Source organism: Pseudomonas sp. AF32 (genome assembly GCF_022342325.2).
Taxonomy (GTDB): Bacteria; Pseudomonadota; Gammaproteobacteria; order Pseudomonadales; family Pseudomonadaceae; genus Aquipseudomonas; species Aquipseudomonas uvaldensis.
Window position 1 is genome coordinate 59780 of sequence record NZ_RQJK02000027.1, and the last position, 26821, is coordinate 86600.

Here is a 26821-nt window from a genome sequence, read left to right on the forward strand (position 1 = left end):
TCGAAAGGAGTGAGCGGATGAAAATCATCATCCTCGGCGCAGGGCAGGTTGGCGGATCGCTGGCGGAACATCTGGCCAGCGAGGCCAACGACATCACCGTGGTCGATACAAACGGCGAACGCCTGCGCGACCTCGGCGACCGCCTCGACATTCGTACCGTGCAAGGACGCGGTTCGTTGCCGACCGTGCTGCGCCAGGCCGGCGCGGACGATGCCGACATGCTCGTGGCCGTCACCAACAGCGACGAAACCAACATGGTCGCCTGCCAAGTGGCCCACACCTTGTTCCACACCCCGACCAAGATCGCCCGTGTACGTGAAGCGGCCTACCTGACCCGCGCCGACCTGTTTGACAACGAAGCGATCCCGGTGGACGTGCTGATCAGCCCCGAGCAGGTGGTGACCAACTACATCAAGCGCTTGATCGAGCACCCCGGCGCCTTGCAGGTGATCGACTTTGCCGAGAGCAAGGCGCAACTGGTGGCGGTCAGGGCCTACTACGGCGGGCCGCTCGTAGGCCAGCAACTGCGCCAGCTGCGCGAGCACATGCCGAACGTGGAGACACGGGTCGCGGCGATTTTCCGACGTGACCGGCCGATCCTGCCCCAGGGCGATACGGTGATCGAAGCGGACGACGAGGTCTTTTTCATCGCTGCCAAGGCGAACATTCGCGCCGTGATGAGCGAAATGCGCCGCCTCGACGAGAACTACAAGCGCATCGTCATCGCCGGCGGCGGGCAGATCGGCGAGCGTCTGGCCGAAGCCATCGAAAGCCGCTATCAGGTGAAAATCATCGAGATGAACCCGGCGCGCTGCCGCTACCTCTCCGACACCCTCGACAGCACCGTGGTGCTGCAAGGCAGTGCTTCGGATCGTGACCTGCTGCTGGAAGAGAACATCGCCGACGCCGACATCTTCCTGGCGCTGACCAACGACGACGAAGCCAACATCATGTCCTCGCTACTGGCCAAGCGCCTGGGCGCGAGGAAGGTGATGACGATCATCAACAACCCGGCCTATGTCGACCTGATCCAGGGCGGCGACATCGACATCGCCATCAGCCCGCAACTGGCAACCATCGGCACCTTGCTGGCCCACGTGCGCCGCGGCGACATCGTCAGCGTCCATTCCCTGCGTCGCGGCGCCGCCGAAGCCATCGAGGCGATTGCCCACGGCGATGCCAAATCCAGCAAAGTCATCGGCAAAGCCATCCGCGACATCGGCCTGCCGCCCGGCACCACCATCGGCGCGATCATCCGCGACGAAGAAGTCTTGATCGCCCACGACGACACTGTGATCCAGACCGGCGACCATGTGATCCTGTTCCTGGTGGACAAGAAGCATATTCGCGATGTCGAGAAGCTGTTTCATGTGGGGTTGAGCTTTTTCTGATCCGGGTTTTGCAGTGATGCCAAGGGCCTCATCGCGAGCCTGCTCGCGATAGCCATCTAACATTCAACAAATCGGTTACTGGAACAACCCAAAAAGGACACGCCCCCATGCTCGAATCCCTGGAAAAAATGCTAGCCAAGGGCATCGACAACCCTCTGCTGCGCTTCGGCCTGGGCAAAGGTTACCTCGACCTGGGCGACTACCCTCGCGCCGCCGAACACTTCCAGCGCTGCATTGAACTTGATCCCAAGTACTCCGCCGCCTGGAAGCTTCTGGGCAAAGCCCACCAGGGCCAAGGCAACCTCCCGGCCGCCCGTCAAGCCTGGGAGCAAGGTCTGCGAGCCGCCCAAGCCCACGGCGACAAACAGGCTGAAAAAGAAATGACCGTGTTCCTGAAAAAACTGGACCGCCATTCCTGACACAAAAACCGGCGATCAAGCCAAGTCAGCCGTTCTTAAACGGGCTGCTCAACCGCCGCCTTCCTCGACGCAATCGTCTCCAGAATCGCATCACGGCACACCGCCAGAATTTCATCGGCCAGCGGCGAATCGTCCGGACAGGCTCGCGACATGACAAGCGCGCCAAGCGCATGAGCCATGTTGGAAAGACACTGCGCACGGGCCGCCTCAGCGTCTGCTTGGCCGCCTTCGGTCCGGCCTTTGAGCAGCACCGCCAGCTGAGTCTCGATACCCGCGGCAAAGGTGGCTCGAACCCCTTCCTCTTTGCGCGCCGCATCACCGCACAAGGCTGCCAGCGTGCACCCGCTGGCGCGGTCATCGCGGTGCTCGCGCGTCAGGTACATCCTGACGTACTCCTCGGCGCTGTTGCCCCTTGTCAGCACTGCGGAGCGCTCGATGCCGCACGCTGACGACTCCGCCATCAGATCGGCCTTGGAGTTGAAGTGTTTGTAGAACCCGCCTTGGGTAAAACCGGCAGCCGCCATCAAATCCGCGATACCAACGCCGTCGTAGCCGCGCTCTCTGAACAGCGCTGAGGCGGTTTCCACGATATGCGCGCGATTGGCCTGCGCCTGCTGTTTCGTGACTTTCATCATCCCATCCAAACGTTGTTCACACAGGCATCATCATACATTGATGTCGGTTAACATCAAAACGTTGACTTTTTAGAGTTTGATCGTAATCATAAAGTCATTCCATACCGGAAACCGACAAACGTCGGTTGAAACGCACCTCACAGAAGCCATCAGGAAGCCTCACCATGACCACACTTGCGACTGTTCTCATCACCGGCGCCTCCAGCGGTATCGGCGCCACCTATGCCAAGCGTTTCGCCCGCCGCGGCCACGACTTGGTCCTCGTTGCACGCGATAAAGAGCGCCTTGAGGCGCTGGCCGCGCAGCTTCGCGAAGAAAACGGCATTGCTGTCGAGGTGCTCCAGGCTGACTTGACCTCGGCCACCGATCTGAGCGCAGTCGAAGCCCGCCTGCGTGAAGATTTCCGCATTGGCGTACTGATCAACAACGCCGGGCTGGCGCAGGCCGGCGGGTTCGTTCAACAGAGCGCTGATGCGATCGACCGGCTTGTTTCGCTGAACGTCCTGGCGGTCACGCGCCTGGCGGCAGCGGTGGCTCCTCGCTTTGCCCAGTCGGGTACGGGCGCCATCGTCAACCTCGGTTCGGTGGTGGGTTTTGCACCTGAGTTCGGCATGTCGGTGTATGGCGCCACGAAGGCTTTCGTCCTGTTCCTGTCCCAGGGACTGCACCTGGAATTGTCTGCCAAAGGTGTCTACGTCCAAGCAGTATTGCCGGCGGCCACCCGCACCGAAATCTGGGAGCGCGCAGGGTTCGATATCAACGCCTTGCCCGAGGTGATGGATGTCGAAGAACTCGTCGATGCGGCCCTGATCGGTTATGACCGCCGGGAGCTGGTGACCATCCCACCGCTGCACGTGGAGGAACGTTGGAGCACCCTGGACCAGGCTCGTCAGGGCTTGATGTCAGACATTCGGCAGGCCCATGCCGCCGAGCGCTATCAACCGGAATCCGTGCAGTGAAAGCGCTCACATTCAAACGCTATGGCAAGTCGCCGGAGGTCGGGTTCGAGCAGGTTCCGCGCCCGACCCTCAAGCCAGACGAGCTGCTGGTCGAAGTTCACGCGGCCGGGGTGAACCCCATCGACAACATGATCCTGACCGGCCTGTTCAAGCCCGTCATCAAGCTCCAGCTCCCGGCTGTCATGGGCAGCGACCTTGCTGGCGTGGTGACGCAGATCGGCAGCGCGGTGACTCGCTTCAAAGTAGGGGATGCGATTTTCGCCAGCATTTTCGATCTCGGCACCGGTTCAATCGCCGAGTTCGCTGTCGTACCCGAGCGTGTTACCGCACTGAAACCGGCCAACCTGGACTTTGTGCAAGCCGCCTCCATCCCCATGGTCGGGCTGACCTCCTGGCAAGCGTTGAAACAACGGGCCAACCTGATGCCCGGCCAGAAAGTCTTCATCCCCGCGGGCTCAGGCGGCATTGGCACCTTCGCGATCCAACTGGCCAAACACTTGGGCGCCAAGGTGGGCACGACCACCAGCTCCGCCAACATCGAGCTGGTTCGCAGCCTGGGCGCGGATGAGATCGTCGATTACAAGACACAGGCATTCGAACGGGTGCTAAGCGGATACGACGTGGTACTCGGTACCACCAAAGGGGATGCGATTGAGAAGTCCGTGGGCATCCTCAATCCGGGCGGCAAGATCGTTTCCCTCGTCGGCCCGCTGGACAAGGCCTTTGCCAAGACCCGCCGGCTGAACGTCTTCCTTGCCTTCGTATTCGGCCTGATGAGTCGCAAGATCCGGAGCCTCGCGAAAAAGCACGACGTGACTTATTCGTTCCTCTTCGTTCATCCGGATGGCGCCCAGCTCAATGAGATAGGCAACCTGATCAGCAACGAACGGATCAAGCCGGTGATTGACCGAGTCTTTCCTTTCGAACAAGCGAAGGAAGCGCTCGATTACCTGGCCCAGGGGCGTGCGAAGGGCAAGGTGGTTGTCAGGATGAAGTGATTAAACCCATGAGCCAATAGCCGACGATCGTGTGGGAGCGTTCACAAAGAACGCACCGAAACATTCCGAAGTGCATTTGCCGAAGTCGCCCCGTTGCTCACCCGCGCAAAGGGCTACGGCGGCCACCTGCTTGCGCAAGGAATTGAAAGCCCCGAACAATTCAACCTGATCGTGCGATGGCAATCATTGGAAGACCACACGCCGGGCTTCGAAGCGAGTGAGGACCATCGGCTGTTCATGCTGGGATTGGAGGCATATTTCTCGGAAGAACCGAAGGTCTACCACATTGAGGGGGGGCAGTTTTTAGGGGTATCCAATTACAGAAAAAGGGGAGGATTTATTCTGCAAATAAATCCTCCCCTTTTTCTGTGTTCTGTCACCCCAGGGGCATCGGCTGGCGCTTCAATCAACCGAAGATTTTTACGCTTTCTTTACGACTGCTGTTTCCGCCCTCAAAGATACTGGCCGCGATTTTACTGATTCGTGCATGTACTACTTCCTCCCCGCAGTTTGAGAGAAGCGAACCTTGAGTGAAACCGCGACCCTTGCCCATGAAAAATCGTCATCCAAAACATCAGGACTGGGCTTGCTCGTCGCTGCGGTCGGGGTGGTCTATGGGGACATTGGCACCAGCCCCCTCTACACGTTGAAAGAAGTTTTTTCCGGGCACTTCGCAGTCCAGGCCAATCAGGAGGGCGTGCTGGGGATTCTGTCGTTGATCTTCTGGTCGCTGATCTGGGTCGTCTCGCTCAAATACGTGTTGTTCATCCTGCGCGCCAGCAATCAGGGCGAAGGCGGCATCATGGCGCTGACCGCGCTGGCCCGCCGTGCGGCGGCGCCTTATCCGCACCTGAGCAAGGTGCTGGTGCTGCTTGGCCTCTTCGGCGCCGCACTTTTTTACGGCGACAGCATGATCACCCCGGCTATCTCGGTGCTCTCTGCGGTCGAGGGGCTACAGCTGGCGTTTGACGGAATTGAGCACTGGGTTGTGCCCTTGTCAGTGATCGTGCTGGTGGCGCTGTTCTTGATACAGAAACACGGCACGGCCCGCATCGGCATCCTGTTCGGCCCGGTGATGGTGCTGTGGTTTGTCGTGTTGGGTGCACTGGGAATCTACGGCATCTTGCAACGGCCGGAAGTGCTGCAAGCGCTCAATCCTTATTGGGGCGTGCATTTCTTTATCGCGCACCCGGGAATCGGCGTGGCCATCCTCGGGGCCGTGGTTCTGGCATTGACCGGTGCCGAAGCGTTGTATGCCGACATGGGCCACTTCGGTCGCAAACCCATTTCCCGTGCCTGGTTCCTGCTGGTGCTGCCAGGGCTGGCACTCAATTACTTTGGCCAAGGGGCGTTGATCCTGGAAAACCCGGAGGCCGTGCGCAATCCGTTTTATCTGCTTGCGCCCGGCTGGGCCCTGCTGCCGATGGTCGCGCTCTCCACACTGGCGACGATCATCGCTTCCCAAGCCGTGATTTCCGGTGCCTTTTCCCTGACTCGCCAAGCCATCCAGTTGGGATACGTTCCGCGCATGTTTATCCAGCACACCTCCAGCCAGGAGCAGGGGCAGATTTACATTGGCACCGTTAACTGGGCGTTGATGGTGGGCGTGGTGCTGCTGGTGATCGGTTTCGAATCGTCCAGCGCCTTGGCGGCTGCTTATGGCGTCGCGGTGACGGGCACCATGTTGATCACCACTCTGCTGTCCTCGGCTGTCGTCCTGCTGCTCTGGAGAACCCCGCGTTGGTTGGCCATTCCGATGCTGATCGGTTTTCTCCTGGTCGACACCCTGTATTTCGCGGCCAATGCGCCGAAGATTTTCCAAGGCGGTGCGTTTCCGGTCATTGCCGGCATCGGCCTGTTCATTTTGATGACCACCTGGAAGCGCGGCCGCAAGATCGTCGTCGAACGGCTGGATGAAACGGCACTGCCGCTGCCGCTGTTCATCGGCAGCATCCGTTCGCAACCTCCCCATCGCGTACAGGGCACGGCGGTGTTCCTCACGGCCAGGACCGATGCGGTCCCCCACGCACTGTTGCACAACCTGCTGCATAACCAGGTGCTGCATGAGCAAGTGGTGTTGCTCACCGTGGTGTCTGAAGACAGCCCACGGGTGAGCGCCGAACGCCGGTTCGAGGTCCACGCCTATGGTGAAGGGTTCTTCCGGGTCAGCCTGCACTTTGGCTTTATCGAAGAGCCCGACGTGCCCTTGGCGTTGAGCCTCTGCCACTTGGCTGAACTGGACTTCAGCCCGATGCGTACCACCTATTTCCTGAGCCGGGAAACCGTCATCCCGAGCAAACGCATGGGCATGGCCCGCTGGAGAGAAAGCCTGTTCGCCTTTTTGCTGAAAAACGCCAACAGCAACCTCAAGTACTTCAAGCTGCCGTTGAATCGGGTAATCGAATTGGGCACACAGGTTGAGATGTAAGCGGCCCGTTCATACAGAAACCGGCTTTGCGAAGTGCGGAGACTGCCCGAACGACTCGATCAATAGTTCTGTGAGTGCATGTATCTTCCGAGCCGGATGCAGCCCTGGCGGACGGACGACATAAGCCCCTGCCGGAGGTGGCGGATACCGGGTCATGATGGGCACCAGTGCCCCTGACCTCAGGCCTTCATAGGTCAGGCAATCCGGCAGATAGGCAACCCCCAACCCGGCGATGGCGGCGGCAACCAGCGCGACGCCGTTGTCCGCCTTGAAGCGTCCGTGCGGACGAACCGTCACCACTTTGTCGCCGTCCATGAACTGCCAGGATTCGGTGCCTTGCATGAGCGCCTCGTGTGCAGACAATGCCTCGGGCGATTCAGGTGCGCCATGGGCCGCTATATAACCGGGGCTGGCGACGAGCTTCGTATAGATCGGGCCGATACCCCTGGCAATCAGGTTCGAATCCGGCAGATAGCCCACACGTATCGCGCAATCAAAACCTTCGGCGATCAGATCGACGAAGCGATCGCTGTAGCAGGTCTGGATATGCAGCAAGGGATGGCGGCGGGCCATTTCCGCCAGCATCGGCGCAAAGTGAGTCGGTCCAAAAGAAAGCGGGGCGGCAATGCGCAACCGGCCGCGAAGAGGACCTGTGGGCAGCAGCGTTTCCTTGGCCATGTCGATCTCGGCGCAGACCCTGGCCGCATGCTCGCGAAAAGCGGTGCCAGCCTCGGTGAGGGCGGCCCCGCGAGTCGTTCGCGCCAATAACTGGATACCCAGCTCCGCCTCCAGCCGCACCAGCCTGCGGCTGACGATCGATTTGGATACGCCCAGCCGCAGCGCTGCTGGCGAAATACCCCCGGCATCGGCGACCTCTACAAAGGTTTGCAGCGCTTCGATATCCAAATCAGCGTTCCCCATTCTGCAACACAGAAACCCTCGGAATGCTACTACTGAGTCGAGTAGCGCAACAGCACAATCCTGCTTCCTGACGACGTCGCCGTAGAGGCCGCGTCGTTCGGATAGTGAGCACCCTCAACGCAATGACGACTTCAGCAGGCCCGCTCTCCATCGAGCGAGCCCTCGAACCGTCTCATGCGCAAACGACAACTAGAAGCAGGAGCAGCACATGACTAGCGAGACAATCCGTAACCCCCTGACCGACCACCTCTTGTCGCCTGAAAACTCGGCGCTGATCATCATCGACTACCAGCCCATCCAAGTGTCCTCGATCCGCTCGATGCCCCGTGACGAACTGGTGTTCAACATCACGAGCGTGGCCAAGGCGGCCATCAACTACAACCTTCCGATCATTCATTCGACGGTCAACGTCGCTACCGGTCGCAATAAACCGCCCATCGAGCAGCTGCAGAACGTCCTGGGTCAACTGCCCACCTACGACCGGACCTCGATCAACAGTTGGGAAGATGTCGAATTCAAACAGGCAGTCAAAGCCACTGGCCGCCGCAAACTCATCATGACCGCGCTCTGGACTGAAGCATGCCTGACCTTTCCAGTACTCGATGCGATACAGGAGGGTTATGAAGTCTACGTGCCGGTTGACGCAGTCGGTGGCACCTCCGTTGCCGCGCACGAGGCCGCGTTACGGCGCATCGAGCAAGCGGGGGCCAAACTGATCAGTCGCGTGCAGATGTATTGCGAGCTTCAGCGCGATTGGGCGCGGGAAGCGACTGTCGCGGGCTTTATGGGCGTGTTTGAAAACGCTGATGGGTTTAATGCTGAAAAGGCCCTGTAGGCTAAATCTCTGACCGATGACGCGAGAAGGGGCGAGACCTGTAAAGACAGGTCTCGCCTTTTTCATGCTTTTCCTGAAGGTCAGCTCCCTTCGTTATTGCAGTTGGCTGCGTGCTTGAGGTACGTCAGCGCTCGCTGCTCACCCATTGAATCCAGGTAGATCATCTGCGCATTCACCAACCCGCAGGTCTGGCCGCTGTCTTCGGTCAGCGAGACCACTTGCTTGATGTCCAGGTGGGTGCCGTAGGCGTAGGTTTCGCTGGCTGCTGTGTTCTGGGCCATGGCAGGTAATGCGCCGGCGCCCAGCGCTGTAATCAGGCACGCAGTGGCGATATTTTTCAGGTTCATGGTCGTTTTCCTTCAATGAATTCGATGGTTTCATCGAGGCGATTCATGTTGTCTCGATGGCGCTCATTAAAGGCCCGTGGAGTGTCTGGGCTGTGTCGAGAAACACCTCGGTTGAATGCGTTACGTATCCGAGGCGGGTTGCGATACACGGCGATACAATCGCCGCTGTTTTGGCTGGGTCCTGGTCAACGGGGCATCGCCACATTGCGCAATGGTTGCGCGTATTTCGGAGAGCAGGGCATGGAACATGTCGATCACGTATTGATCGTGGATGATGATCGCGAGATCAGGGAGCTGGTCGGCAACTACCTGAAGAAGAATGGCCTGCGCACCACTGTGGTCGCGGATGGTCGGCAAATGCGGGCGTTTCTCGAAGCCAACCAGGTGGACCTCATCGTCCTCGACATCATGATGCCGGGGGATGACGGGCTGCTGCTGTGCCGCGAACTGCGCGCCGGCAAGCACAAGGCGACTCCGGTGCTGATGCTGACGGCTCGCACCGACGAGACTGACCGCATCATTGGCCTGGAGATGGGCGCCGACGACTACCTGGCGAAACCCTTCGCTGCCCGCGAGTTGCTGGCGCGTATCAATGCCGTGCTGCGACGTACCCGCATGCTGCCGCCCAACTTCGTCGTCAGCGAAAGCGGTCGCATGCTCAAGTTCGGCCGCTGGCGCCTGGACACCACCGCCCGCCATCTGCTCGATGAAGATGACACCCTCGTCTCGCTGAGTGGCGCCGAGTACAGGCTGCTGCGGGTATTTCTCGATCACCCTCAGCGGGTGCTGAGTCGCGACCAGTTGCTCAACCTGACCCAGGGCCGTGATGCGGACATCTTCGACCGCTCCATTGACCTGCTGGTCAGCCGCGTGCGGCAGCGCTTGCTGGATGACGCCCGCGAACCGCTCTACTTGAAGACCGTGCGCAATGAAGGCTACGTCTTTACCTTTGCGGTCGAAATGCTTGAGGAGCAGGCATGAAACTCGCGTTGCAATGGCCCCGCACGCTGGCCTCGCGGCTGTGGCTGGTGTTCCTGGTCGGTCTGATACTCGCCCAGTCCCTGACGTTCGCAGCCCAGTACTACGAACGCTACCAAAGCACCAAGACGGCCATGTTGGGCAACTTCGAGCACGACACGGCGACCTCCATCGCCATCCTCGATCGGCTGCCTGCCGACGAGCGCCCGGCGTGGACCAAGCGTCTGCAGCGGCGCAACTATGACTACCTGCTGCGCGAACACGATCCGGGCATTGCACTGGCCTCGAACGATCTCGCGGCGACGGCAGCGCAATCGCTTCAAGTCGCGCTGGGCCGCAACTATGAGCTGACCTTCGTCCAGATTCCCGGGCCGCAGCAGCACTTCCAGGCCCAGGTGCGACTGGCTGACGGCAGCCCGGTCACCATCGACGTGCGCCCCTCGGTCAGGCCGTTGTCGCCCTGGTTGCCCTTTGTCCTGGTCGGTCAGCTGGTGTTGCTGATCGGCTGCACCTGGCTGGCGGTGCGGATCGCGATACGCCCGCTCAGCCGCCTGGCCGAGGCGGTCGAGAACCTCGACCCTAACGCACCCCCCGTGCAGTTGGATGAAAGCGGCCCTCGGGAAGTGGCCTACGCCGCCCGGGCCTTCAACAGCATGCAGGCACGTATCGCCGCTTACCTGAAAGAGCGCATGCAACTGCTGGCGGCCATCTCCCATGACTTGCAGACGCCCATCACGCGCATGAAGCTGCGCGCCGAATTCATGGACGACTCGCTAGAGAAGGACAAATTGGGCAACGACCTGAACGAAATCGAGCACCTGGTGCGCGAAGGCGTTGCTTATGCTCGCAGTGTCCATGGGGCGACCGAGGCCAGTTGCCGCATTGGCCTGGACTCTTTTCTCGACAGCCTGGTCTGCGACTATCAGGACACCGGTCGCGAGGTCAGCCTGCGCGGCACGAACGGCGCGGTCATCGAGACCCGCCCCCATGCCCTGCGCCGTATCCTGGTGAATCTGGTGGATAACGCGCTGAAGTACGCCGGCACCGCCGAGGTGGAAATCGGCGGTGACGCGAGCACGGGCGTTTCGATCAGCGTGCTCGACCGAGGCCCGGGCATTCCCGAGGAGGTCCTGTCCGAGGTGGTCAAGCCGTTCTACCGGGTGGAAAGCTCTCGCAACCGCAGCACCGGCGGCACCGGCCTGGGCCTGGCCATCGCCCAGCAATTGGCTGTTGCGATTGGTGGGTCGCTGAGCCTGCGCAACCGCGACGGCGGCGGTCTTTGCGTGACCCTCGACTTCAGCGCCAATCGGTAGGCCGTGCTGGCTGCACCTTGTGTGCAGCCTCTACCGGTCAGATCCGGGGGCCATTTGTAAGCCACTGTATCCAGCACATTCGCATACTCATAAGAACGTATAACCGCCGGTTGTCGAACATAGCCGGTATACATGCCCTTGCAAGAATTCTCCCCATCGACTCGCCATCGGATCCCCGAATAGCGAGACCTGACTACAGGAGTTCTTGTCATGAATACCTCAACCTTTCGCCCCCAGGGCTGGCAACTGTTCGGCCTGATCGCCGTCTTGGTGGTCGCGATGAGCATCACGACCGTAGCGGTACACCCTGATCTTGTCGAAGGATTGCGCAGCGCCATTCGCGCCACCGCCCGTTCCTCCTTCGCCCTGTTTCTGATCGCATTCACCGCGTCGGCCTTTGCCGTACTGGTGCCGTCAGCGCTTTCCAAGGCACTGGTGCGCGAAAGGCGCTTCATCGGCCTCGCCTTTGCCTTCTCGCACCTGGTGCATGCCGTGCTGATCTACGCCTATGGGCAACTCAATACCGAGTTCTGGCCCGCCCGCACCGTGGCGAACAACATCCCAGGCGGCACCGCCTACGTCTTCATTCTGTTGATGGCACTGACCTCATTCAAAGGACCCGCCCGACTGCTGGGGCCCAAGGCCTGGAAAGCGTTGCATGTCATCGGCATGTGGATCATCGCCGCCGTATTCGCCTTCTCCAACTTCAAACGCATCCCGATGAGCGACTGGTACGTGCTGCCCTTTGGTATCACCTGCGCCGCCGTGGCGATTCGACTGGTGGGCAAGCTGGCCATGGCCAACAAGCGCAGCCAAGCCAGGCAGGCGTCGATGCGCCGGGCGGCGGTCGCCTCCTGACAGACCCGCGATCGGCAGCAAACGAAGCAGCTTTCACAGGCACGACTTATCTCCCCCATACATTTCTCAGAAGCGGTCATCCCGACTGCCCACAACAAGGAAGCAAAAGAATGAGCACCCGCATCCCTACCCAAGCCGGCAGCTACATCACCACCCAGGACGGCGTACAGCTCTACTACAAGGATTGGGGCCCGAAAGAGGGGCAGGTCGTGACGTTCAGCCATGGCTGGCCGCTGAATTCCGATAGCTGGGAGTCGCAGATGCTGTTCCTGGCGGACAAGGGCTATCGGGTCATCGCCCACGACCGCCGCGGCCATGGCCGCTCCAGCCAACCGTGGGACGGCAACGACATGGATCACTACGCCGATGACCTGGCCGCTGTGATCAACACCCTGGATCTCAAAGACGTCACCCTGGTGGGCTTCTCCACCGGTGGCGGAGAAATCACCCGCTACATCGGTCGCCACGGTACCGCTCGGGTGAAGAAGGCCGCCCTGATCAGCGCCGTGCCGCCGATGATGCTCAAGACCGAGGACTACCCGGGCGGTCTGCCGATCGAAGTGTTCGACGGCCTGCGTCAGGCCTCGCTGGACAACCGTTCGCAACTGTATCGCGACATCGCCTCTGGCCCGTTCTTCGGCTTCAACCGCGACGCAGCGAAAGTCTCCCAAGGGCTGATCGATTCGTTCTGGGTGCAGGGCATGCAAGCCGGTCACAAAAACACCTACGACTGCATCGCGGCATTCTCGGCGACGGACTTCCGCGCCGACCTGGCCAAGTTCGACGTGCCGACCCTGATCGTGCACGGCGACGATGACCAGATCGTCCCGATTGACGCCTCCGCCCATGCCGCCGCCCGGCTGGTGCAGAACGCTGAATTGAAGGTTTATCCGGGTGCGCCTCATGGCCTGACCGACACCCATAAGGACCGCCTGAACCAGGACCTGTTGGACTTCCTGGGCCAGTAAACCCATCGCACCTGCCCGTGTGCCGCTCAGCGCGGCACATGACCAAGGCTCATACGAATAAAGAAAAAGGAATGATCATGTTCAATATCAAATCGCTCTTGGCCGCCACCATCACCGCTGCACTGGCGCTGACCTCCCTCCCTGGCACCGCCGCCGCGCAACCCGACGCCGCCAAGCCCACCGTCGTGCTGGTGCATGGCGCATTCGCCGAATCATCCAGCTGGAACGGCGTGGCCGCCCGCTTACTGAATCAGGGCTACCCGGTGGTGGCTGCAGCCAACCCGCTGCGCGGTGTAAAGCAGGACGCCGACTACGTCGCCGACATCGTCGAGCACACCGCCGGCCCGGTCATCCTCGTGGGTCACTCCTACGGCGGCGCCGTGATCACCAACGCGGTGCACGACAACCCGCGGGTCAAGGCGCTTGTCTATGTCGCGGCTTTCGCGCCGGAAAAAGGCGAAACCGCCATCGAACTGTCTGGCCGCTACCCTGGCGGCACCCTCGGGCCGACCCTGGCCGCTCCGGTGCCGCTGGACGATGGCAATAAAGACCTCTACATCCAGCAGGACAAATTCGGCCAACAGTTTGCCGCCGACGTTCCAGCGGCCGAGTCCGCATTGATGGCCGCCACCCAACGCCCCATCAGCGAGGCTGCCTTGAAGGAAGCGTCTGGCGAGCCGGCCTGGAAAAAAACGCCGTCCTGGTTCATCTACGGCTCGGCGGACAAGAACATCCCCGAAGCGGCCCTGAAGTTCATGGCCGACCGTGCGGGCTCGAAAAAGACCGTCACCGTCCAAGGCGCCTCCCACGTGGTGATGACGTCCAACCCGGATAAAGTCGCGGAGCTGATCATCGAAGCGGCCCAGGCCAGTTCCAAGGGCTGACTCCACTGAACCGGGTCTTGGGCGCCAAAGGCCCGGTTCGCTTATCCGTCTGTTGTTTCGAGAAGAACCCAAAACTTGGATCTGCTACGCAATTGACTTGGGACGGTACTGGTAGCGCGAATACGGTTGGTCCCTTACAAACCTTACAGGCCTGGCCGGCGTCAGAGTGCTTTGGTCTGGTTGGACGTGGATGCACTGCATCCCATGGTCGCCTGAGTGGCGAATCGTTTCGATCCTCCTATGCTCCATGCAAGGATGACGATGGGTTGACCATGGAGCATTTATGATCATTGAAGAGGTAGTCCACTCCCTATCACGCTGGTATTTGATGTGTGTGTCTTACAAGGTCATGCGACACATTCTGGAACTGCGCAAATATGGGTCCGGTAATCAGACATTGACTCGGGAAGCTCATGTGCGAACACAAGCGACTTATGAGTACCTGGAGCGCAAAAAACACGAACCGCGTTGGCTGGCCGAGCTCGATAACGAAAAATACCAAGGCCGTGAGCACGTCCCGAGCGAAAAAGGTTTTAAACGTTACGACCATCCCACCACCCGACCGAAACGTGCGCTGGATGTAGTACGCATCACGGGGGGAGGCAATTGTGACCAGTTGGGCGCAATTGCCTACGCCCTCTCCAGGGAAATATTGTCTGATCGATATTTCGCCGCATGGGTGTCCCCAACGACCGTGGAACATACCTTCGCGATCATCGGCCCGATGTCCAGCACGGATAAGATTGGCGTGGGGGGCACACAAAAACCCGATGAGTGGGTTGTGGTGGATGCCTGGCCACTCAAGCCTCGGGTTTGTCGCTTTGTTCATTATTTTTTGTACCCGGAGCTGGCGGACTTCCAGTGGTACATCATCGCCCAGGGGAAGGGGAAAGGCACCGACGCACTGGAGCACACCCGATCAAGTAGATTTGAGTATTTTGAAGAGAACCTCAAACCGAACCTTGGCTCCATTACGGGAAAATATGCAAAGAACTATTCCGAAGTGTCACATCGTGAAGACATTGTGGGGCAGGAGTACCCCTGGGCATTGAGGGCGAGGGACTGGGTCAAATATCACTACACAAGGGCACCTGAGGAGCCGCCGAAAAGGGGTGTCAAACGCAAGCGCCAAGCCGGGGATGACCCAGGGGGCGTCTAGTTCAGCATCACATCCGGTGATGCTCCACCAGGAAATCCACGAACACCCGCACCCGCGCCGGCATCGCCGCACCGCCCACGAACACGGCGTGGATCGGCTCCCGGTCGCCAGGGTTCCAGGCATCCAGTAGCGATACCAGATCGCCGCGCCGCAGATCCTCGGCCACGCTGAACTCGCCGATACGAGCGATGCCGGCGCCTACCCGTGCCAGTCGTGCGAGCGCCTCGCCACTGCTGCATTCGATGTTGCCGCTGACCTTCAGGGAAAACGCTTTCCCGTTGCGGATGAATGGCCAGTTGGGTTCGGCACGGCGGAAGTTGAAGCGCAGGCAGTTGTGGCGCAGCAACTCTTCCGGCTCCTGGGGAATGCCATGGCGCTCCAGATAGTGCGGCGAAGCCACCACCACCTGGCCGGTTTCGCCGATCTTGCGTGCCGTCAGCGGGCTGTCAGGCAGATGGCCGAAGCGCACCGCCACATCGGCCTGACCGCCGAGAATATCGACCACTTCATCCCCCAGGTTGAGATCGATGACGATATTCGGATAGCGGGCACTGAACGCCGCCACGAGCGGAACGATGGTCTGCCGCCCGTGGCCGAGCGCTGCACTGACCCGCAGACGCCCCTTGGGCACGCCCTGGTCGGCAATGGCTTCTTCGACCTCGGCCATGTCGGCCAGGATCCGCCGGGCGGCGCGCAGGTAAGCTTCGCCCTCGGTGGTGAAGGTGATTGCCCGAGTGGTGCGCAACAGCAGGCGGGTGCCAAGCCGTTGCTCGGTGCGCGCGATGATCCGGCTGACTGCCGAAGGCGTCAGCCCCAATGCCCGCGCCGCCGCCGAGAGGCTGCCTTCCTGCGCCACCGTGGCGAACACCGTCATTTCACCTGACCGGCCCTGAATGTCCATTTGTGCTCCTTGCGCATAAGTGTTTGTAGAAAAAGCGATCTACCGCCAGGAAATCCAGGATCGTAGCATCTACGGCACAGATAAGGAGACTTCCATGCAGATCAATCCACCCCTCGTTGCACTCGCTATCGGTGCCTTTGGCATCGGCGTCACCGAGTTCGCGCCCATGGGCATGTTGCCTGGCATCGCGGCGGACCTCGGCGTTTCCATTCCGGCGGCAGGCCTGCTCGTCAGTGCCTACGCCATGGGCGTACTGCTGGGCGCGCCGCTGATGACCCTGACCACCGGCAGGGTCCCCCGGCGCTATCTGCTGATCGGGCTGATGGCCATATTCACCCTGGGCAACCTGATGTCGGCGCTGGCGACCGATTACTACAGCCTGCTGGCGGCCAGGGTGGTGACCTCGCTGAACCACGGCGCGTTCTTTGGCGTCGGCTCCATCGTCGCCGCCAGCGTGGTCGCCCCGGAAAAACGCGCAGGCGCAGTCGCCGCCATGTTCATGGGCCTGACCCTGGCGACCATCGGCGGCGTGCCGCTGGCTACCTGGTTTGGCGATCTGTTCGGCTGGCGCACGGCCTTCTGGGGCATCACCGGCCTCGGCGTGTTGGCCATGGCCGCGTTGTGGTTCGCCCTGCCCGATGTCCCCCTGCCGAAAAGCGGGGGCGCAGCGGCGGAAATCCGCGTACTCGGTCGTGGCCCGGTACTGGCCGCGCTGGCCCTCACCGTGGTCGGCTCGGGGGCGATGTTCACCGTCTTCACTTACATCGCGCCGATCCTGAGCAGCGAAACCCACGCATCCACCCCCTTCATCACGGCCATGCTGGTGCTGTTTGGTGTGGGGCTGACACTGGGCAACATGTGGGGCGGCAGGGCGGCCGATCGTTCGATAGACCGCACCCTGATCGTTTCCCTGAGCGTGCTCATCGTCGTCTTGCTGGCGTTCACCGTCCTGATGCGCTGGTCGCTGCCGACCAGCGTGGCCATCCTGGTCTGGGGCATCGCCAGCTTCGCCCTGGTACCGCCCTTGCAGATGCGCGTGATGGAAGCCGCCAAGGACGCTCCCAACCTGGCCTCGGCGGTAAATATCGGGGCCTTCAATTTCGGCAACGCCATCGGCGCGGCCCTGGGTGGCGCGGTGATCAACGCCGGGCTGGGCTACCCGGCGATCCCCCTGGCCGGCGCGGCGATGGCGGGGGTGGGGTTGCTGATGGTGCTGGGGTTTGCCTGGCGTTCGAGAGGGGTTGAGGCTTCGGTGGTGTGATTGGAGAAGGACTACCCCCGCTGAACTTTGCGGTGGCCTTGGGCCTGAAACGTCGGTGGTTTGAGCAGATTAGCTGAATGGGAAAAGGGAGCGTATTTAATATTGGAAATAAATTCGTCCCCTTATTCCGAAAGCCCTGTAGTCCATCTCCCAGGCTGCCCTTGAGGTATTGAGACTTCTGCGACTCCATGATTAATTGGAAATCCAGATAAGCAGTTTCGGTCACAGCATATTTATTTTGCGAAGTGTCCTGCTTTTATAGTGCTGTTGCCATAATGCAAGGACAAAAAATATGAAGATGCGACATTCGTTGTTATTGTATTTAGCAACTCTCTCCGCTACACCAATAATTGGCGGCTACAATTTATACTCAAACTTTGAGAATAACTTGTATGCAGTCGAGCACGACATTATTGCCATCCCATTCGCAGCAATTATCGGCACCCTATTCCTATCGTTGCTGGCTCTAGGGCTGCAGCGACGTTATCGATCAAGAAGATTAAACAACTCGCCCTGTACCCTTCTTACGAAATTTATAAGTATTCTGGCTACTATCGTAACGGCAGCCCTATTAGTTGAAAACCTGATTTACTGGTTGCATACAAACCATTTGCCAACTTTCTTGATATTCTTAACGGCTTCCTGTTTTTATATTTATTACCAGCTGCAGCTTTATGGCATCAAAAGGGCTGATCCTAGTCACCAGGGAGAGTCTGCGGCATAATTCCACCGCCAACTATTCGAGTGCCCGCCCCACGCAATGGAGCTCGAGCGCGGATAAGTCATCTGCTGCGAGCGGTCGCTGTCGTAGTGAAATTCACTAACGCTTACGCCGTTTTAACTAATGAAACTCTAAATTTGCTTATTTAACTTGCTGACTATGTGTAGACAATAGCCCGTAGTTTCAGCCAGCTAAATAAGGATATCTGGAAATGCTCGCGATACACATGGACGAGGCCCTGCTGGAAAATGCACTCGATGTCGTGCGCAAACACCCGCTGTCAGGCCTGGCCCGGTCCCAGGTCATTAAAGCGGGTTTTGGGAAGGCATGATCATTCGCTATAGCGCCAACACACTGGTGGGTCAGCTTTCGTTACCGTCGAGTTACGTCGGCTTGTGTACTCCCGAAGATCTGGCTGAACTCGCCGCTCTGGCTCATTGGCAGGACCATCCAGAGGAATCCCCAACCTTCATCACTGTCATTCATCTCCAAGATGTGGACGGTCATGACCTGGGATTGTTTGAAGTGCGCTGCGAACAGCACCCGGTATTCACCGCCAGCCAACTGCGGCAGGCGTAAATGATCGCAGCACAACGTGAGGACATGTGCTCATGAATCGCCATGTAGCGAGCTTCTATGCCGTGGTGTCGGTATCTGCCTTGACCGACATGGCGCTGTTGATTGGTTTGATCTGGGCGGCGCTTCGGGGCACTTCCTCGCCGTTGCTGCTGGGTGTGCTGCTTGGCCTGAGTGCCTTTGTCCCGTTCACTTTGCGCAGGGTGTTTCCCGCGCTGGACAGCACCCGCCTCACGGTACGCGGCGTGGTCCTAGTGCGCACCGCTGTCTATGCAGTGCTGGCGCTGATCGCGGCAAGTGGCCTACTGGAAACCTTGAATGGCTTTATCTTGACGGCGCTGCTGGTGGGCATCCTCAACTACATCACTACCAGCGCGTATGAAGCGGCCAATACCAAGCAGGTGTTGGCTGGCTTGATCGATAGCGGGCGCTCCGCACGCTGGATGCAGACCGCATTTCAGTTGGGGGCTTTTTCTGGCTCGTTCCTGGGCGGACTGATTCTGGACAAAGCCTCGCTGCCGACCCTGGTCTATGGGATGGGCGCTGTGTCGCTTATCGTCATCGCCTTAGTCTCCATGGCCGGGGTCAATGCGGGGCAACCATCGGCTTCGGCCAACCGTCAGACCGGTGCTGCCCCGGCGGCAGTATCGGCGGGTAGTGGCGTGGTCCTGCTGTGCCTGGTGCTGGGCATGATCGGTTTCCATATCGGCTCATTCAATACCATGGTTCCGCTTGTGTATCAGGGATTGAACGGCTGGAGTTCCGCCGAGTTCGGCTTGGCCAGCGGCGTGGCCGGGTTGGGCGCCTTCGCTGCGGCGATCCTGCCCTTGCCAAGGCTCAACGCACTGCTGTTCGCGGGGCTGCTGGTCGCGGCAGATTACGTACTCGCGTTCAGCCCGCTGCCGTTGCTGTCCATAGGTGTATGCGTGCTGGTGGGATTCAGCATCAACACCCTGCGCATATCCATACGCCAACACTTGATCGAGCTGGCAACCACACCCGAACAGGCCAATAGCCTGGCCGCGACCAGTTCTCTTTATTTCATCGTATTGCAGTCGGCGGCCCCGCTGTGCGTGGGCTTCCTTGTCAGTGACTACGCGTTTGGCCGCACGGCCGCGCCTTATGTGTTCGTGGGCGTTGGTGTGTTGTTGATGCTGACGGTCGTCATGACCCGGCTGAATCCACCACGCGCTGTAATGGTGCGCTAAGAGAAAATTCCATGAAGCATGAAAAAGACGTGATTCTGATCGTTGACCCTTTCTCGACTGGGGCTCTCTACGCACCGCTGTTCAAGGCCAAAGGCTACCGCTGCCATGCTGTCCTTTCAGCGCCCACGGTTCCCGAGCGTTTCATCAAGGCGTTCACGGGTGAAGGTTTCGAGCAGGCCGAACTGATCGCCGCGACGGAGATCGTTGCGTTGATCGACCCTCGACAAGTTTGTGCGGTCGTGGCGGGCAGTGAGCTGGGCGTTCGGGTGGCCGACCAACTGGCACAGCACTTCGGCGTTTCCGGCAATGCCCCGGAAACGTCGGCCTGGCGGCGAGACAAGAATGCCATGCAGCACGCCATTGCCAATGCCGGCTTACGGCATATCCCCAGCATCGAGGTCAGCTCGCCGGATGATGCACAAGCCGTATTGGGACACTTTTCTGAGCAGGGCGAGTTCGTGCTCAAACCGGTCAATTCGTTTATGACGGATGGCGTGGAACTGGTCCAAGGACGCAGTCGCCTCGAACAGGCGCTGGCGAGCCTGGACTGGCTTGGCAGCAACGCTTTGGGGGAGCCCAAGGGGCGCTATCTGATTCAGGAGTTTGTATCAGGTCCTGAGTATGTAGTCGATATGGTGGTGTCAGCCCAGGGTATCCATGTGTCGAGCCTGTGCCGCTACCGTAAGGCCGAGCACAACGGCTCGCGTTTCGTGTACGAAGGCCTTGAGGTCCTGGACCCCACCGACGCTGAGACCAGCGCGTTGGTGGCCTACGCCAGGGCCTGTGCCTCGGCCTTGGATGTACGCTTCGGACCCCTGCACATGGAGTTGATCGACAGCCCCGCAGGGCCGGTCATGATCGAGGCCGGTGCACGGCTGCACGGTGGCGTGGCGCCTAGCCTTTTCAAACAGTGCTACGAACCGGACCTGCTGTCGGTGGCGATTTCCACGTATATCCATGAGCCGGTCGCGTACCCAGCCACCAGCCGCCTGCGGCAACAGGGCCGGATCGTATTCCTGGTAACCCAGCGAGAAGGTGCCCTCCTTGAAGTCGGCGAGCAAGCGCTGCAACAGCTGCGCGCCGTTGGGGCTTTCCAGGGTTTCAAACGTTTCATGGACGCGGACCAGCGGTTGCCACTGACCCGAGACCTGGCCACCTGCCCTGGCATCGTCTGGCTGGCCGCAAGTGACCTGGCCGAGCTCGACCAGGCCGAAGCTCGCGTGCGACAAATTCTGGAGCCGTGCTTCCATGATTGAATCGGCATTGAATATCCAACAGGCCCGAGCGGTGTACCTTGGAGGCATAGAGGTCACGTCGAGCCGGGTGCATGAACAAGCCTTGGCGGCGCGTATCGAACAACTGCGCGCCGAGTTCGCCAGCTTTATCGCGACACCGGCCGTGCAAGGCTATCAAGAGCAGCTGCACGCATTGGGCTTCGTGGACACTCGACCGGCCAACCTCAAATTGATGGAGCGTTGCCTGGAGAAGGGCGTGCTGTGCATCAATGACGTGGTCGACGCCTACAACCTGGCTGCGCTCACATTTGGCGCCAGTGTCGGTGGCCATAGCGTGAGCGAGAAGCCCGCTTGCCTGGAGGTCCGCTTGGCTCAGCCGGGCGACCGTATCACTCCGCTGTTTCAAAGCCGCTCGCGGCCCGTGGCGGCAGGCAGCATCGTATATGGCACCGGGGATGAACTGATGGCCTGTATCGGTGGGAAGGACGTGGATGCGGAGCCGTTCCGCATCAGCGAGGAGACGAAGGCGGTGTTGCTCGTATCACTTGGGCATCACCAGGTCGATGCATCCTTCAGCGACGAGCTGTTGAGTCTTGCGGTGCAGCTTATTAAAGCCACTTGCCCCCAGTTACGCGTTTGGACGGTGCCGGTTACTGCTCCGGCCAATGTCGCAACACCGGCATGATGGTCACGCTTTTCACCAGCCCTGTAGCCAGAGCGCTCTCCTTGAACTCAATCACGTTGCTGATGTGGGTATGGTCGTAGCGCACGAGCAAATCGACGTCGCCGAACAGTGAGAATGCTTCAATCACGCCAGGCTTGTCTTTGATGTACTCCCACACCTGAGCGCACAGATTTGGCCGGGTGTGGGTGAACTGCATGAACGCGGTATGACAAGGTGCTTCATTCGTTGGCGCGGCGAGGCGCGTGGTATATCCAAGAATGGGCCCCTGTGCCTCCATCCGGGCGACCCGCGCTTCGACGGCAGTCCGGGACTTGTGCACGCGGCGAGCGATGTCCGAAATACTGGTGCGTGCGTCCGAAGTGAGGATTTCGAGGATCTTTAAGTCGGTGCTGTCGAGGTCTGGCATCATGCTCACTTATGTTTCCGTGTGGTTTCGCTCTTCATAACAATCCCGCCGTCCGTCCTGGAACTATGTCCCTACCCGCGGTGCGAACATCCCTATTTGACCAAGCCCAGCTTGGTTATAAAGCATGTATCAAGATGTATAGCTAATGGGTTTTTCTGCGACGTGTCCAGAGCTGGACAGTGATTACCTACAGGCTTGTCAGAGAGTGACCTCGTTTCACAGTAGAGGATCCTTCTAATAGCAGGCAGCAGGCGCCGACCAATCCAGCCCGCAAGCAAGTCGAAATAATTTGAATCCAATCTGCACCTTGTAGAAAATCGCCCCCTTTTGTCTCGAAAGGATACGGGCGATGAAGTTCGAAGGGACTTTCCAATACATGGGCAATCACGGGATCGTCTTCAACGTCTCGCAGATCACCCTCACCGACAGTGAACGCGGACGTCTGCGCGAGCTGCATTTTGGCGAAGCGAAAAGCGCCCACTATGAAGTCAACAGCAAGGTCGTCGAGGTATACGACAAGATGCAGGCCAAGAACCTGCCGTGCTTGATGATGATCGGCATCTCCAAGCCGTTGACCCGGCAACAGGGCGATGCCCTCAATGCCCAACGCACCACGATCGCCAATCTTGCCACCACTGCTTTCGCTGCCGCCGCCAAGGCTGTGGCCCCCTCCTCCGTGGCGGCAACTGTAGGGGCCGGTGTGCGCAGGTATGTCAATGAAACCCTACCCACCTACCATGCGGGCGATGTGCTGGTCAGCATCGAGGCGCAGGTCAACGGCGGTATCGGCCCGCAACGCACCCTTTCGACGTTAATCATCAAGACCTGACTGGAGACGTACATGTCCGACATTACTCAATTGGTCATTGCCTTGCTGGTGTCCTTTCTGCTCGATCGGTTTCTCAAGCCGTATCTGCTGCGCAAGTGGCTGGGAGTGGCGTTGGTGGCGGCGGGTGCGGTTGGTTCCTTTGGGGCAGGTCAGAGCCGCTTGTTGGGGTTTGATCTGGGGTTGTGGGCGGCTTTTGCCGTGGCGATTGGGATGGGGTTGTTCATGAGGCGGCGGCGGTTTGAGCAGGTTGGCTGAAACAAGGGGGCAGATTTGCCCTGTGGCGAGGGAGTTTGCTCCCGCTTGACCGGACTGGCGTTCCAGTGCGCAGCACGCATGGAAAACATCAGAAATAAATCCACATCTATTGGATGCTAGCAATGTATAGCCAAAGCTAGCTTGTTAGGCTAGCTTTGGCTATATTTCTATAGATTTTGCTATTTTGTGAGGTCGACATGGATCCCTACCGTAATCCGTTTGCGCCCGGCGCGGGCAGCAGGCCCCCTGAATTGGCGGGGCGCGACCAGATTCTTGAGGCAGCAAGAATTGCCTGTGGACGGGCCATCAATGGGCGAAGTGCGCGTTCCATCATGCTCCTTGGGTTGAGGGGCACGGGTAAGACAGTCCTGTTGAATGAGATAGGAAAAATTGCAAAGCAAGAAGGCCTTCTCGTCTCCAAGGTCGAGTCGCCAGAACGTGAAAGCCTTGCGCGTCTTCTTTACCCTGAAATGCGAAAGGTCATGCGCGCGCTATCCAGCGTTGAGGCTGCCAAGCAAATCGCCAATCGTGGGCTGAAAGGGCTTCGCAGTTTTGCATCCATTTTCAAGATTGATATCGGCGGCATCGAGATCGGTGTCGAGCCTGAGCCCGGCCTCGCGGATAGCGGAAATCTTCAATACGATCTTCCAGATCTTTTTACTGTAATAGGTGAAGCGGCACAGGCCGCCGGCAAAGGCTGGGTTCTGCTCATCGATGAAGTGCAATACCTCACCGAAGCAGATCTATCGGCGCTGATTGTCTCTGTCCATCACATGTCGCAAGAAGGGCTTCCGGTATTGCTGGTCGGTGCTGGTCTTCCGCAAGTCGCCCGGCTGGCGGGTGAAGCGAAGTCATATGCCGAGCGGCTTTTCCTTTATCCGGAGGTGGGGGCGCTTGATCAAGCGTCTGCTGTTCAAGCTGTTCAAAAGCCGATCGTGGAGGAGGAAGCCTCTATAGACACTGCAGCTCTGGACAGTATCGTTGATCGGACGCAGGGCTATCCTTTCTTCCTTCAAGAGTGGGCTTCCACGGCATGGAACAACGCCGAGGGGCCTGAAATTACTGTTGACGATGTCGAGCACTCTTATGCCGAGACATTGGCCTCTCTTGACGCGGGTTTCTTCAGGGTCCGCATTGATCGGCTTACACCTTCGGAAGTGCAGTTTGTGAAGACCATGTCCGAGCTGGGTGACGGCCCTTATGCCATCGCTGATATTGCGAAGGCGATGGGACGTTCCCAATCATCACTTGGACCGACTCGGGCCAACATCATTTCCAAGGGTATGATCTACAGCACCGATCACGGTTACCTGAATTTCACGGTTCCACTTTTCGCGGAATATATGCGGCGTCAGGTGTGAAACCTGCAATGTTCCCGAGCAAGCGCCAGCCCATGCCCCCTTCCCCCACCAAACTCCTCTTCCTTCCCGGCGCCTCCGGCAACACCCAATTCTGGCACCCAGTCGCCGAACGCCTGACCCGCCCAGCACAGCAACGCCATATCGGCTGGCCCGGCTTTGGCGACACGCCACCCTCGCCTGAGATCGCCGGCATGCAAGATCTGGCGACCCGCGTGCTGGCCGAAATCGACCAGCCCACCGCGTTGGTGGCGCAATCCATGGGCGGTATCGTCGCGGTGCTGGCAGCGCTTGAACGCCCGGAGCTGATCACACATCTGACGCTGACCGTCACCTCCGGCGGTGTGGATATGTCCGATCTGGACGCGCAGGACTGGCGCCCGGAATTTGCCGCCGCCAACCCCACGCTGCCGAGGTGGTTTCTCGACGACCGCACCGACCTCACGCTGCGGTTGGCCGAGTTGCGCATGCCGGTTCTGCTCCTGTGGGGTGATGCGGACCCGATCAGCCCGGTTCGTGTCGGCCAGCGTCTTGCTCGTCTGCTGCCCCGCGCGGAGCTGCATGTGTTTCCTGGCGCCGATCACAGCCTGGGCTTTACCCACGCCGATGAAGTGGCGAGGCTGATCGACAGGCATCTGGCCTGAGAGTGAGCGGGGCCCCGTCGAGCAGCCCAATCACTCCCGCGCTCCACCCTCCAACCGACCCCGCCGCACCGCCATAATCTGCGGAATCTTCTCCTCGATCCAATTCACCATCACCTCAAGATGCTCCGCCGCCTCCCGCCCCAACGGCGTCAAGCGGTACTCCACATGCGGCGGCACCACCGGCAGCGACTTGCGGTCGACCAACCCATCCGCCTCAAGCTCCTGCAACGTCTGCGACAGCATCTTCTCACTGACCCCGCCGATCTTGCGGCGCAGTTCGCTGAAGCGGTGCATCCCACCCAGCAAAATGACCAGCACCAGCACGCCCCAGCGGCTGGTCATGTGCTTGAGAATCTCCCGAGAAGGGCAGTCGGCGCTCAGTACATCGCCGCGTCGAACAGCGGCGCTGAACGACTCGGAATTTTCGGTGGCTGTGTCCACGATACTTACCTTTATGTACGTACTTACAAAAAGTTACCTTGGTCCCTAGGATGGCTTTTCGTCCTTTCCCCATCAAGGTATTTGTCATGATCGCCATCACCGGAGCCTCCGGCCAACTGGGCCGTCTCGTTATCCAGTCCTTGCTTGAACGCGTGCCCGCCGGGCAAATCGTCGCCCTGGTCCGAGACCCCGGCAAAGTCCAGGACCTGGCCGCACGGGGCGTGGTGGTACGCACCGCCGACTACAACCAACCGGCCACATTGACTGCCGCGCTCAAAGGCGTCGATAAACTGCTGTTGATCTCCTCCAATGAACTGGGCAGCCGCGCCGCCCAACACCGCGCCGTGATCGATGCCGCCAAGGCCGCAGGTGTCTCGCTCCTGGCCTACACCAGCGTCCTGCACGCCGACACCTCCACCCTGGGCCTGGCCGCTGAACACCGCGATACCGAAGCCGCCTTGAAAGCCTCGGGCGTGCCCTACGTCTTGCTGCGCAACGGCTGGTACGCCGAAAACTACCTGGCGAACGTACCAAGCGCCGTGGAACATGGCGTCCTGCTCGGCAGCGCCGGCGAGGGCCGCATCAGCTCCGCGCCCCGTGCCGACTACGCCCAAGCCGCCGCGGTGGTGCTGACCACTGAAGGGCAGGCGGGCAAGGTCTATGAACTGGCGGGGGACAGCAGCTACACCTTGACTGAACTGGCTGCGTTGATCAGCCAGAAAACGGGTAAGCCGGTGGTTTATCAGAATTTGCCGCAGGCTGAGTTTGAGGGGGTGTTGATCAGTGTGGGACTGCCGGCGGGGTTGGCGGCGTTGCTGGCGGATTCTGATGCGGCGGCGGCGAAAGGGGCGTTGTTTGATGAGAGTGGGGTGTTGGGGCGGTTGATTGGGCGGAGGACTACGGCGGTTGGGGAGTCTTTGGGTTAATTAGCCGAACCAAGGGCAGGACAATGGATTCGCGTGCCGGTCGGGATAAACCGGCACGCAGTGGGTGATGAGACCCACGGACGAAAAGCTACCTGAGCCCCCGACAGCGGCTCGAACTCCCGTGGCGAGGGAGCTTGCTCCCGCTTGAGTGCGAAGCACTCATAAAGAGGCTGTAGTGGTCTAATGAAACCGGACACCCATTTAGGCGAGAATGCTCGCCAGATAGAGGTGTCTGATGACCAAGCAACGTCGTTCCTTTTCCGCTGAATTCAAACGCGAGGC

General features: G+C 59.8%; 29 protein-coding genes and 1 pseudogene. 24 read left to right on the forward strand and 6 right to left on the reverse strand.

Annotated features, from left to right (window positions below; all coding sequences use genetic code 11):
* Positions 1-17: 17 nt before the first annotated feature.
* Both trkA and EGM97_RS22590 read left to right on the forward strand, forming a co-directional pair.
* Positions 18-1391 carry a Trk system potassium transporter TrkA gene (trkA, locus tag EGM97_RS22585; protein WP_238962832.1) on the forward strand — a complete coding sequence of 458 codons (1374 nt, stop codon included), beginning with the start codon at positions 18-20 and terminating at the stop codon, positions 1389-1391.
* Between the two features lie 107 nt (positions 1392-1498).
* Positions 1499-1810: a tetratricopeptide repeat protein gene (locus tag EGM97_RS22590; RefSeq protein WP_238962833.1), complete on the forward strand. Its 312-nt coding sequence runs from the start codon at positions 1499-1501 to the stop codon at positions 1808-1810.
* 35 nt (positions 1811-1845) lie between these two features.
* Here EGM97_RS22590 and EGM97_RS22595 read toward each other — a convergent pair whose 3' ends face one another.
* Positions 1846-2442, reverse strand: coding sequence for a TetR family transcriptional regulator (locus EGM97_RS22595; RefSeq protein ID WP_238962834.1), 597 nt, complete (start codon positions 2440-2442; stop codon positions 1846-1848).
* 167 nt (positions 2443-2609) lie between these two features.
* Between EGM97_RS22595 and EGM97_RS22600 the strand changes: the two genes are divergently transcribed.
* The 4 genes and pseudogenes from EGM97_RS22600 to EGM97_RS22615 all read left to right on the forward strand — a co-directional run bounded on the left by EGM97_RS22600 (position 2610) and on the right by EGM97_RS22615 (position 6830).
* Positions 2610-3404 carry an SDR family NAD(P)-dependent oxidoreductase gene (locus EGM97_RS22600; protein ID WP_238962835.1) on the forward strand — a complete coding sequence of 265 codons (795 nt, stop codon included), beginning with the start codon at positions 2610-2612 and terminating at the stop codon, positions 3402-3404.
* On the forward strand, positions 3401-4402 hold the full coding sequence (locus tag EGM97_RS22605) for an NADP-dependent oxidoreductase (RefSeq protein ID WP_238962836.1): 1002 nt from the start codon (positions 3401-3403) through the stop codon (positions 4400-4402). Before EGM97_RS22600 ends, EGM97_RS22605 begins: the two co-directional genes overlap by 4 nt.
* Positions 4403-4441: 39 nt before the next feature.
* Positions 4442-4705: pseudogene (locus EGM97_RS22610) on the forward strand (antibiotic biosynthesis monooxygenase family protein); the annotation flags it as partial.
* A 223-nt stretch (positions 4706-4928) separates the two neighbouring features.
* Positions 4929-6830: a potassium transporter Kup gene (locus EGM97_RS22615; RefSeq protein ID WP_238962837.1), complete on the forward strand. Its 1902-nt coding sequence runs from the start codon at positions 4929-4931 to the stop codon at positions 6828-6830.
* Positions 6831-6839: 9 nt separating this feature from the next.
* Here EGM97_RS22615 and EGM97_RS22620 read toward each other — a convergent pair whose 3' ends face one another.
* A complete protein-coding gene (locus EGM97_RS22620) occupies positions 6840-7736 on the reverse strand; it encodes a LysR family transcriptional regulator (protein ID WP_238962838.1) in 897 nt (298 codons plus the stop codon).
* Between the two features lie 223 nt (positions 7737-7959).
* Here EGM97_RS22620 and EGM97_RS22625 point away from each other — a divergent pair, with 223 nt between their 5' ends.
* Positions 7960-8586 carry a hydrolase gene (locus EGM97_RS22625; protein ID WP_238962839.1) on the forward strand — a complete coding sequence of 209 codons (627 nt, stop codon included), beginning with the start codon at positions 7960-7962 and terminating at the stop codon, positions 8584-8586.
* Between the two features lie 80 nt (positions 8587-8666).
* Here the strand turns inward: EGM97_RS22625 and EGM97_RS22630 are convergent, their stop codons facing one another.
* The gene (locus tag EGM97_RS22630; RefSeq protein ID WP_238962840.1) at positions 8667-8933 is read right to left on the reverse strand and encodes a DUF2790 domain-containing protein; all 267 of its coding nucleotides are present in this window, start codon (positions 8931-8933) and stop codon (positions 8667-8669) included.
* Positions 8934-9173: 240 nt separating this feature from the next.
* Here EGM97_RS22630 and EGM97_RS22635 point away from each other — a divergent pair, with 240 nt between their 5' ends.
* From EGM97_RS22635 to EGM97_RS22660, 6 genes are all read left to right on the forward strand, one after another.
* A complete protein-coding gene (locus tag EGM97_RS22635) occupies positions 9174-9914 on the forward strand; it encodes a response regulator (RefSeq protein WP_238962841.1) in 741 nt (246 codons plus the stop codon).
* A complete protein-coding gene (locus EGM97_RS22640) occupies positions 9911-11224 on the forward strand; it encodes an ATP-binding protein (RefSeq protein ID WP_238962842.1) in 1314 nt (437 codons plus the stop codon). Before EGM97_RS22635 ends, EGM97_RS22640 begins: the two co-directional genes overlap by 4 nt.
* 210 nt (positions 11225-11434) lie before the next feature.
* Complete coding sequence (locus tag EGM97_RS22645) at positions 11435-12082, forward strand: ferric reductase-like transmembrane domain-containing protein (RefSeq protein WP_238962843.1); 648 nt, start codon at positions 11435-11437, stop codon at positions 12080-12082.
* Between the two features lie 110 nt (positions 12083-12192).
* Entirely contained in the window at positions 12193-13050 is an 858-nt protein-coding gene (locus EGM97_RS22650) for an alpha/beta fold hydrolase (RefSeq protein ID WP_238962844.1), read from the forward strand.
* Positions 13051-13121: 71 nt separating this feature from the next.
* On the forward strand, positions 13122-13934 hold the full coding sequence (locus tag EGM97_RS22655; protein ID WP_238962845.1) for an alpha/beta fold hydrolase: 813 nt from the start codon (positions 13122-13124) through the stop codon (positions 13932-13934).
* A 283-nt stretch (positions 13935-14217) separates the two neighbouring features.
* Positions 14218-15093 (forward strand): hypothetical protein, encoded by an 876-nt coding sequence (locus tag EGM97_RS22660; RefSeq protein WP_238962846.1) that lies wholly within the window; start codon positions 14218-14220, stop codon positions 15091-15093.
* A 7-nt stretch (positions 15094-15100) separates the two neighbouring features.
* Here EGM97_RS22660 and EGM97_RS22665 read toward each other — a convergent pair whose 3' ends face one another.
* Positions 15101-15994 carry a LysR family transcriptional regulator gene (locus EGM97_RS22665; protein WP_238962847.1) on the reverse strand — a complete coding sequence of 298 codons (894 nt, stop codon included), beginning with the start codon at positions 15992-15994 and terminating at the stop codon, positions 15101-15103.
* A gap of 94 nt (positions 15995-16088) precedes the next feature.
* On the opposite strand from EGM97_RS22665, the gene EGM97_RS22670 reads away from it, so the two are divergent.
* From EGM97_RS22670 to EGM97_RS22695, 6 genes are all read left to right on the forward strand, one after another.
* Entirely contained in the window at positions 16089-17255 is a 1167-nt protein-coding gene (locus EGM97_RS22670) for an MFS transporter (protein ID WP_238962848.1), read from the forward strand.
* Between the two features lie 292 nt (positions 17256-17547).
* Entirely contained in the window at positions 17548-17979 is a 432-nt protein-coding gene (locus tag EGM97_RS22675; protein ID WP_238962849.1) for a hypothetical protein, read from the forward strand.
* 324 nt (positions 17980-18303) lie between these two features.
* Positions 18304-18555: a hypothetical protein gene (locus EGM97_RS22680; protein ID WP_238962850.1), complete on the forward strand. Its 252-nt coding sequence runs from the start codon at positions 18304-18306 to the stop codon at positions 18553-18555.
* A 32-nt stretch (positions 18556-18587) separates the two neighbouring features.
* Positions 18588-19760: an MFS transporter gene (locus tag EGM97_RS22685; protein ID WP_238962851.1), complete on the forward strand. Its 1173-nt coding sequence runs from the start codon at positions 18588-18590 to the stop codon at positions 19758-19760.
* Positions 19761-19771: 11 nt separating this feature from the next.
* On the forward strand, positions 19772-21016 hold the full coding sequence (locus tag EGM97_RS22690) for an ATP-grasp domain-containing protein (protein WP_238962852.1): 1245 nt from the start codon (positions 19772-19774) through the stop codon (positions 21014-21016).
* Positions 21009-21680 (forward strand): phenylalanine--tRNA ligase beta subunit-related protein, encoded by a 672-nt coding sequence (locus tag EGM97_RS22695; protein ID WP_238962853.1) that lies wholly within the window; start codon positions 21009-21011, stop codon positions 21678-21680. The genes EGM97_RS22690 and EGM97_RS22695 overlap by 8 nt, the downstream gene beginning before the upstream one ends.
* Here EGM97_RS22695 and EGM97_RS22700 read toward each other — a convergent pair.
* Complete coding sequence (locus EGM97_RS22700; RefSeq protein ID WP_238962860.1) at positions 21646-22089, reverse strand: Lrp/AsnC family transcriptional regulator; 444 nt, start codon at positions 22087-22089, stop codon at positions 21646-21648. The genes EGM97_RS22695 and EGM97_RS22700 overlap by 35 nt on opposite strands.
* 346 nt (positions 22090-22435) lie before the next feature.
* Between EGM97_RS22700 and EGM97_RS22705 the strand changes: the two genes are divergently transcribed.
* The 4 genes from EGM97_RS22705 to EGM97_RS22720 all read left to right on the forward strand — a co-directional run bounded on the left by EGM97_RS22705 (position 22436) and on the right by EGM97_RS22720 (position 25172).
* Positions 22436-22915: a hypothetical protein gene (locus tag EGM97_RS22705; RefSeq protein WP_238962854.1), complete on the forward strand. Its 480-nt coding sequence runs from the start codon at positions 22436-22438 to the stop codon at positions 22913-22915.
* 12 nt (positions 22916-22927) lie between these two features.
* The gene (locus EGM97_RS22710; RefSeq protein ID WP_092180543.1) at positions 22928-23170 is read left to right on the forward strand and encodes a hypothetical protein; all 243 of its coding nucleotides are present in this window, start codon (positions 22928-22930) and stop codon (positions 23168-23170) included.
* Between the two features lie 197 nt (positions 23171-23367).
* Positions 23368-24531: an ATP-binding protein gene (locus EGM97_RS22715; protein WP_238962855.1), complete on the forward strand. Its 1164-nt coding sequence runs from the start codon at positions 23368-23370 to the stop codon at positions 24529-24531.
* Between the two features lie 32 nt (positions 24532-24563).
* Positions 24564-25172, forward strand: a complete 609-nt coding sequence (locus tag EGM97_RS22720; protein ID WP_165888016.1) for an alpha/beta fold hydrolase — start codon at positions 24564-24566, stop codon at positions 25170-25172.
* A gap of 30 nt (positions 25173-25202) precedes the next feature.
* On the opposite strand, the gene EGM97_RS22725 is transcribed toward EGM97_RS22720, so the two are convergent.
* On the reverse strand, positions 25203-25613 hold the full coding sequence (locus tag EGM97_RS22725; RefSeq protein ID WP_238962856.1) for a winged helix-turn-helix transcriptional regulator: 411 nt from the start codon (positions 25611-25613) through the stop codon (positions 25203-25205).
* A gap of 86 nt (positions 25614-25699) precedes the next feature.
* Here EGM97_RS22725 and EGM97_RS22730 point away from each other — a divergent pair, with 86 nt between their 5' ends.
* On the forward strand, positions 25700-26539 hold the full coding sequence (locus EGM97_RS22730) for an SDR family oxidoreductase (RefSeq protein WP_238962857.1): 840 nt from the start codon (positions 25700-25702) through the stop codon (positions 26537-26539).
* The last annotated feature ends 282 nt before the right edge of the window (positions 26540-26821 follow it).

What these genes read in the sequence shown, in the direction of transcription:
- EGM97_RS22670 (WP_238962848.1), top strand. Translation starts at nt 16,089, where the DNA reads ATGCAGATCAATCCACCCCTCGTTGCACTCGCTATCGGTGCCTTTGGC.
- EGM97_RS22595 (WP_238962834.1), bottom strand. Translation starts at nt 2,442, where the DNA reads ATGAAAGTCACGAAACAGCAGGCGCAGGCCAATCGCGCGCATATCGTG.
- EGM97_RS22680 (WP_238962850.1), top strand. Translation starts at nt 18,304, where the DNA reads ATGATCATTCGCTATAGCGCCAACACACTGGTGGGTCAGCTTTCGTTA.
- EGM97_RS22600 (WP_238962835.1), top strand. Translation starts at nt 2,610, where the DNA reads ATGACCACACTTGCGACTGTTCTCATCACCGGCGCCTCCAGCGGTATC.
- EGM97_RS22625 (WP_238962839.1), top strand. Translation starts at nt 7,960, where the DNA reads ATGACTAGCGAGACAATCCGTAACCCCCTGACCGACCACCTCTTGTCG.
- EGM97_RS22665 (WP_238962847.1), bottom strand. Translation starts at nt 15,994, where the DNA reads ATGGACATTCAGGGCCGGTCAGGTGAAATGACGGTGTTCGCCACGGTG.
- EGM97_RS22590 (WP_238962833.1), top strand. Translation starts at nt 1,499, where the DNA reads ATGCTCGAATCCCTGGAAAAAATGCTAGCCAAGGGCATCGACAACCCT.
- EGM97_RS22635 (WP_238962841.1), top strand. Translation starts at nt 9,174, where the DNA reads ATGGAACATGTCGATCACGTATTGATCGTGGATGATGATCGCGAGATC.
- EGM97_RS22710 (WP_092180543.1), top strand. Translation starts at nt 22,928, where the DNA reads ATGTCCGACATTACTCAATTGGTCATTGCCTTGCTGGTGTCCTTTCTG.
- EGM97_RS22720 (WP_165888016.1), top strand. Translation starts at nt 24,564, where the DNA reads ATGCCCCCTTCCCCCACCAAACTCCTCTTCCTTCCCGGCGCCTCCGGC.
- EGM97_RS22695 (WP_238962853.1), top strand. Translation starts at nt 21,009, where the DNA reads ATGATTGAATCGGCATTGAATATCCAACAGGCCCGAGCGGTGTACCTT.
- trkA (WP_238962832.1), top strand. Translation starts at nt 18, where the DNA reads ATGAAAATCATCATCCTCGGCGCAGGGCAGGTTGGCGGATCGCTGGCG.
- EGM97_RS22630 (WP_238962840.1), bottom strand. Translation starts at nt 8,933, where the DNA reads ATGAACCTGAAAAATATCGCCACTGCGTGCCTGATTACAGCGCTGGGC.
- EGM97_RS22650 (WP_238962844.1), top strand. Translation starts at nt 12,193, where the DNA reads ATGAGCACCCGCATCCCTACCCAAGCCGGCAGCTACATCACCACCCAG.
- EGM97_RS22645 (WP_238962843.1), top strand. Translation starts at nt 11,435, where the DNA reads ATGAATACCTCAACCTTTCGCCCCCAGGGCTGGCAACTGTTCGGCCTG.
- EGM97_RS22715 (WP_238962855.1), top strand. Translation starts at nt 23,368, where the DNA reads ATGGATCCCTACCGTAATCCGTTTGCGCCCGGCGCGGGCAGCAGGCCC.
- EGM97_RS22675 (WP_238962849.1), top strand. Translation starts at nt 17,548, where the DNA reads ATGAAGATGCGACATTCGTTGTTATTGTATTTAGCAACTCTCTCCGCT.
- EGM97_RS22655 (WP_238962845.1), top strand. Translation starts at nt 13,122, where the DNA reads ATGATCATGTTCAATATCAAATCGCTCTTGGCCGCCACCATCACCGCT.
- EGM97_RS22640 (WP_238962842.1), top strand. Translation starts at nt 9,911, where the DNA reads ATGAAACTCGCGTTGCAATGGCCCCGCACGCTGGCCTCGCGGCTGTGG.
- EGM97_RS22690 (WP_238962852.1), top strand. Translation starts at nt 19,772, where the DNA reads ATGAAGCATGAAAAAGACGTGATTCTGATCGTTGACCCTTTCTCGACT.
- EGM97_RS22730 (WP_238962857.1), top strand. Translation starts at nt 25,700, where the DNA reads ATGATCGCCATCACCGGAGCCTCCGGCCAACTGGGCCGTCTCGTTATC.
- EGM97_RS22700 (WP_238962860.1), bottom strand. Translation starts at nt 22,089, where the DNA reads ATGATGCCAGACCTCGACAGCACCGACTTAAAGATCCTCGAAATCCTC.
- EGM97_RS22660 (WP_238962846.1), top strand. Translation starts at nt 14,218, where the DNA reads ATGATCATTGAAGAGGTAGTCCACTCCCTATCACGCTGGTATTTGATG.
- EGM97_RS22705 (WP_238962854.1), top strand. Translation starts at nt 22,436, where the DNA reads ATGAAGTTCGAAGGGACTTTCCAATACATGGGCAATCACGGGATCGTC.
- EGM97_RS22685 (WP_238962851.1), top strand. Translation starts at nt 18,588, where the DNA reads ATGAATCGCCATGTAGCGAGCTTCTATGCCGTGGTGTCGGTATCTGCC.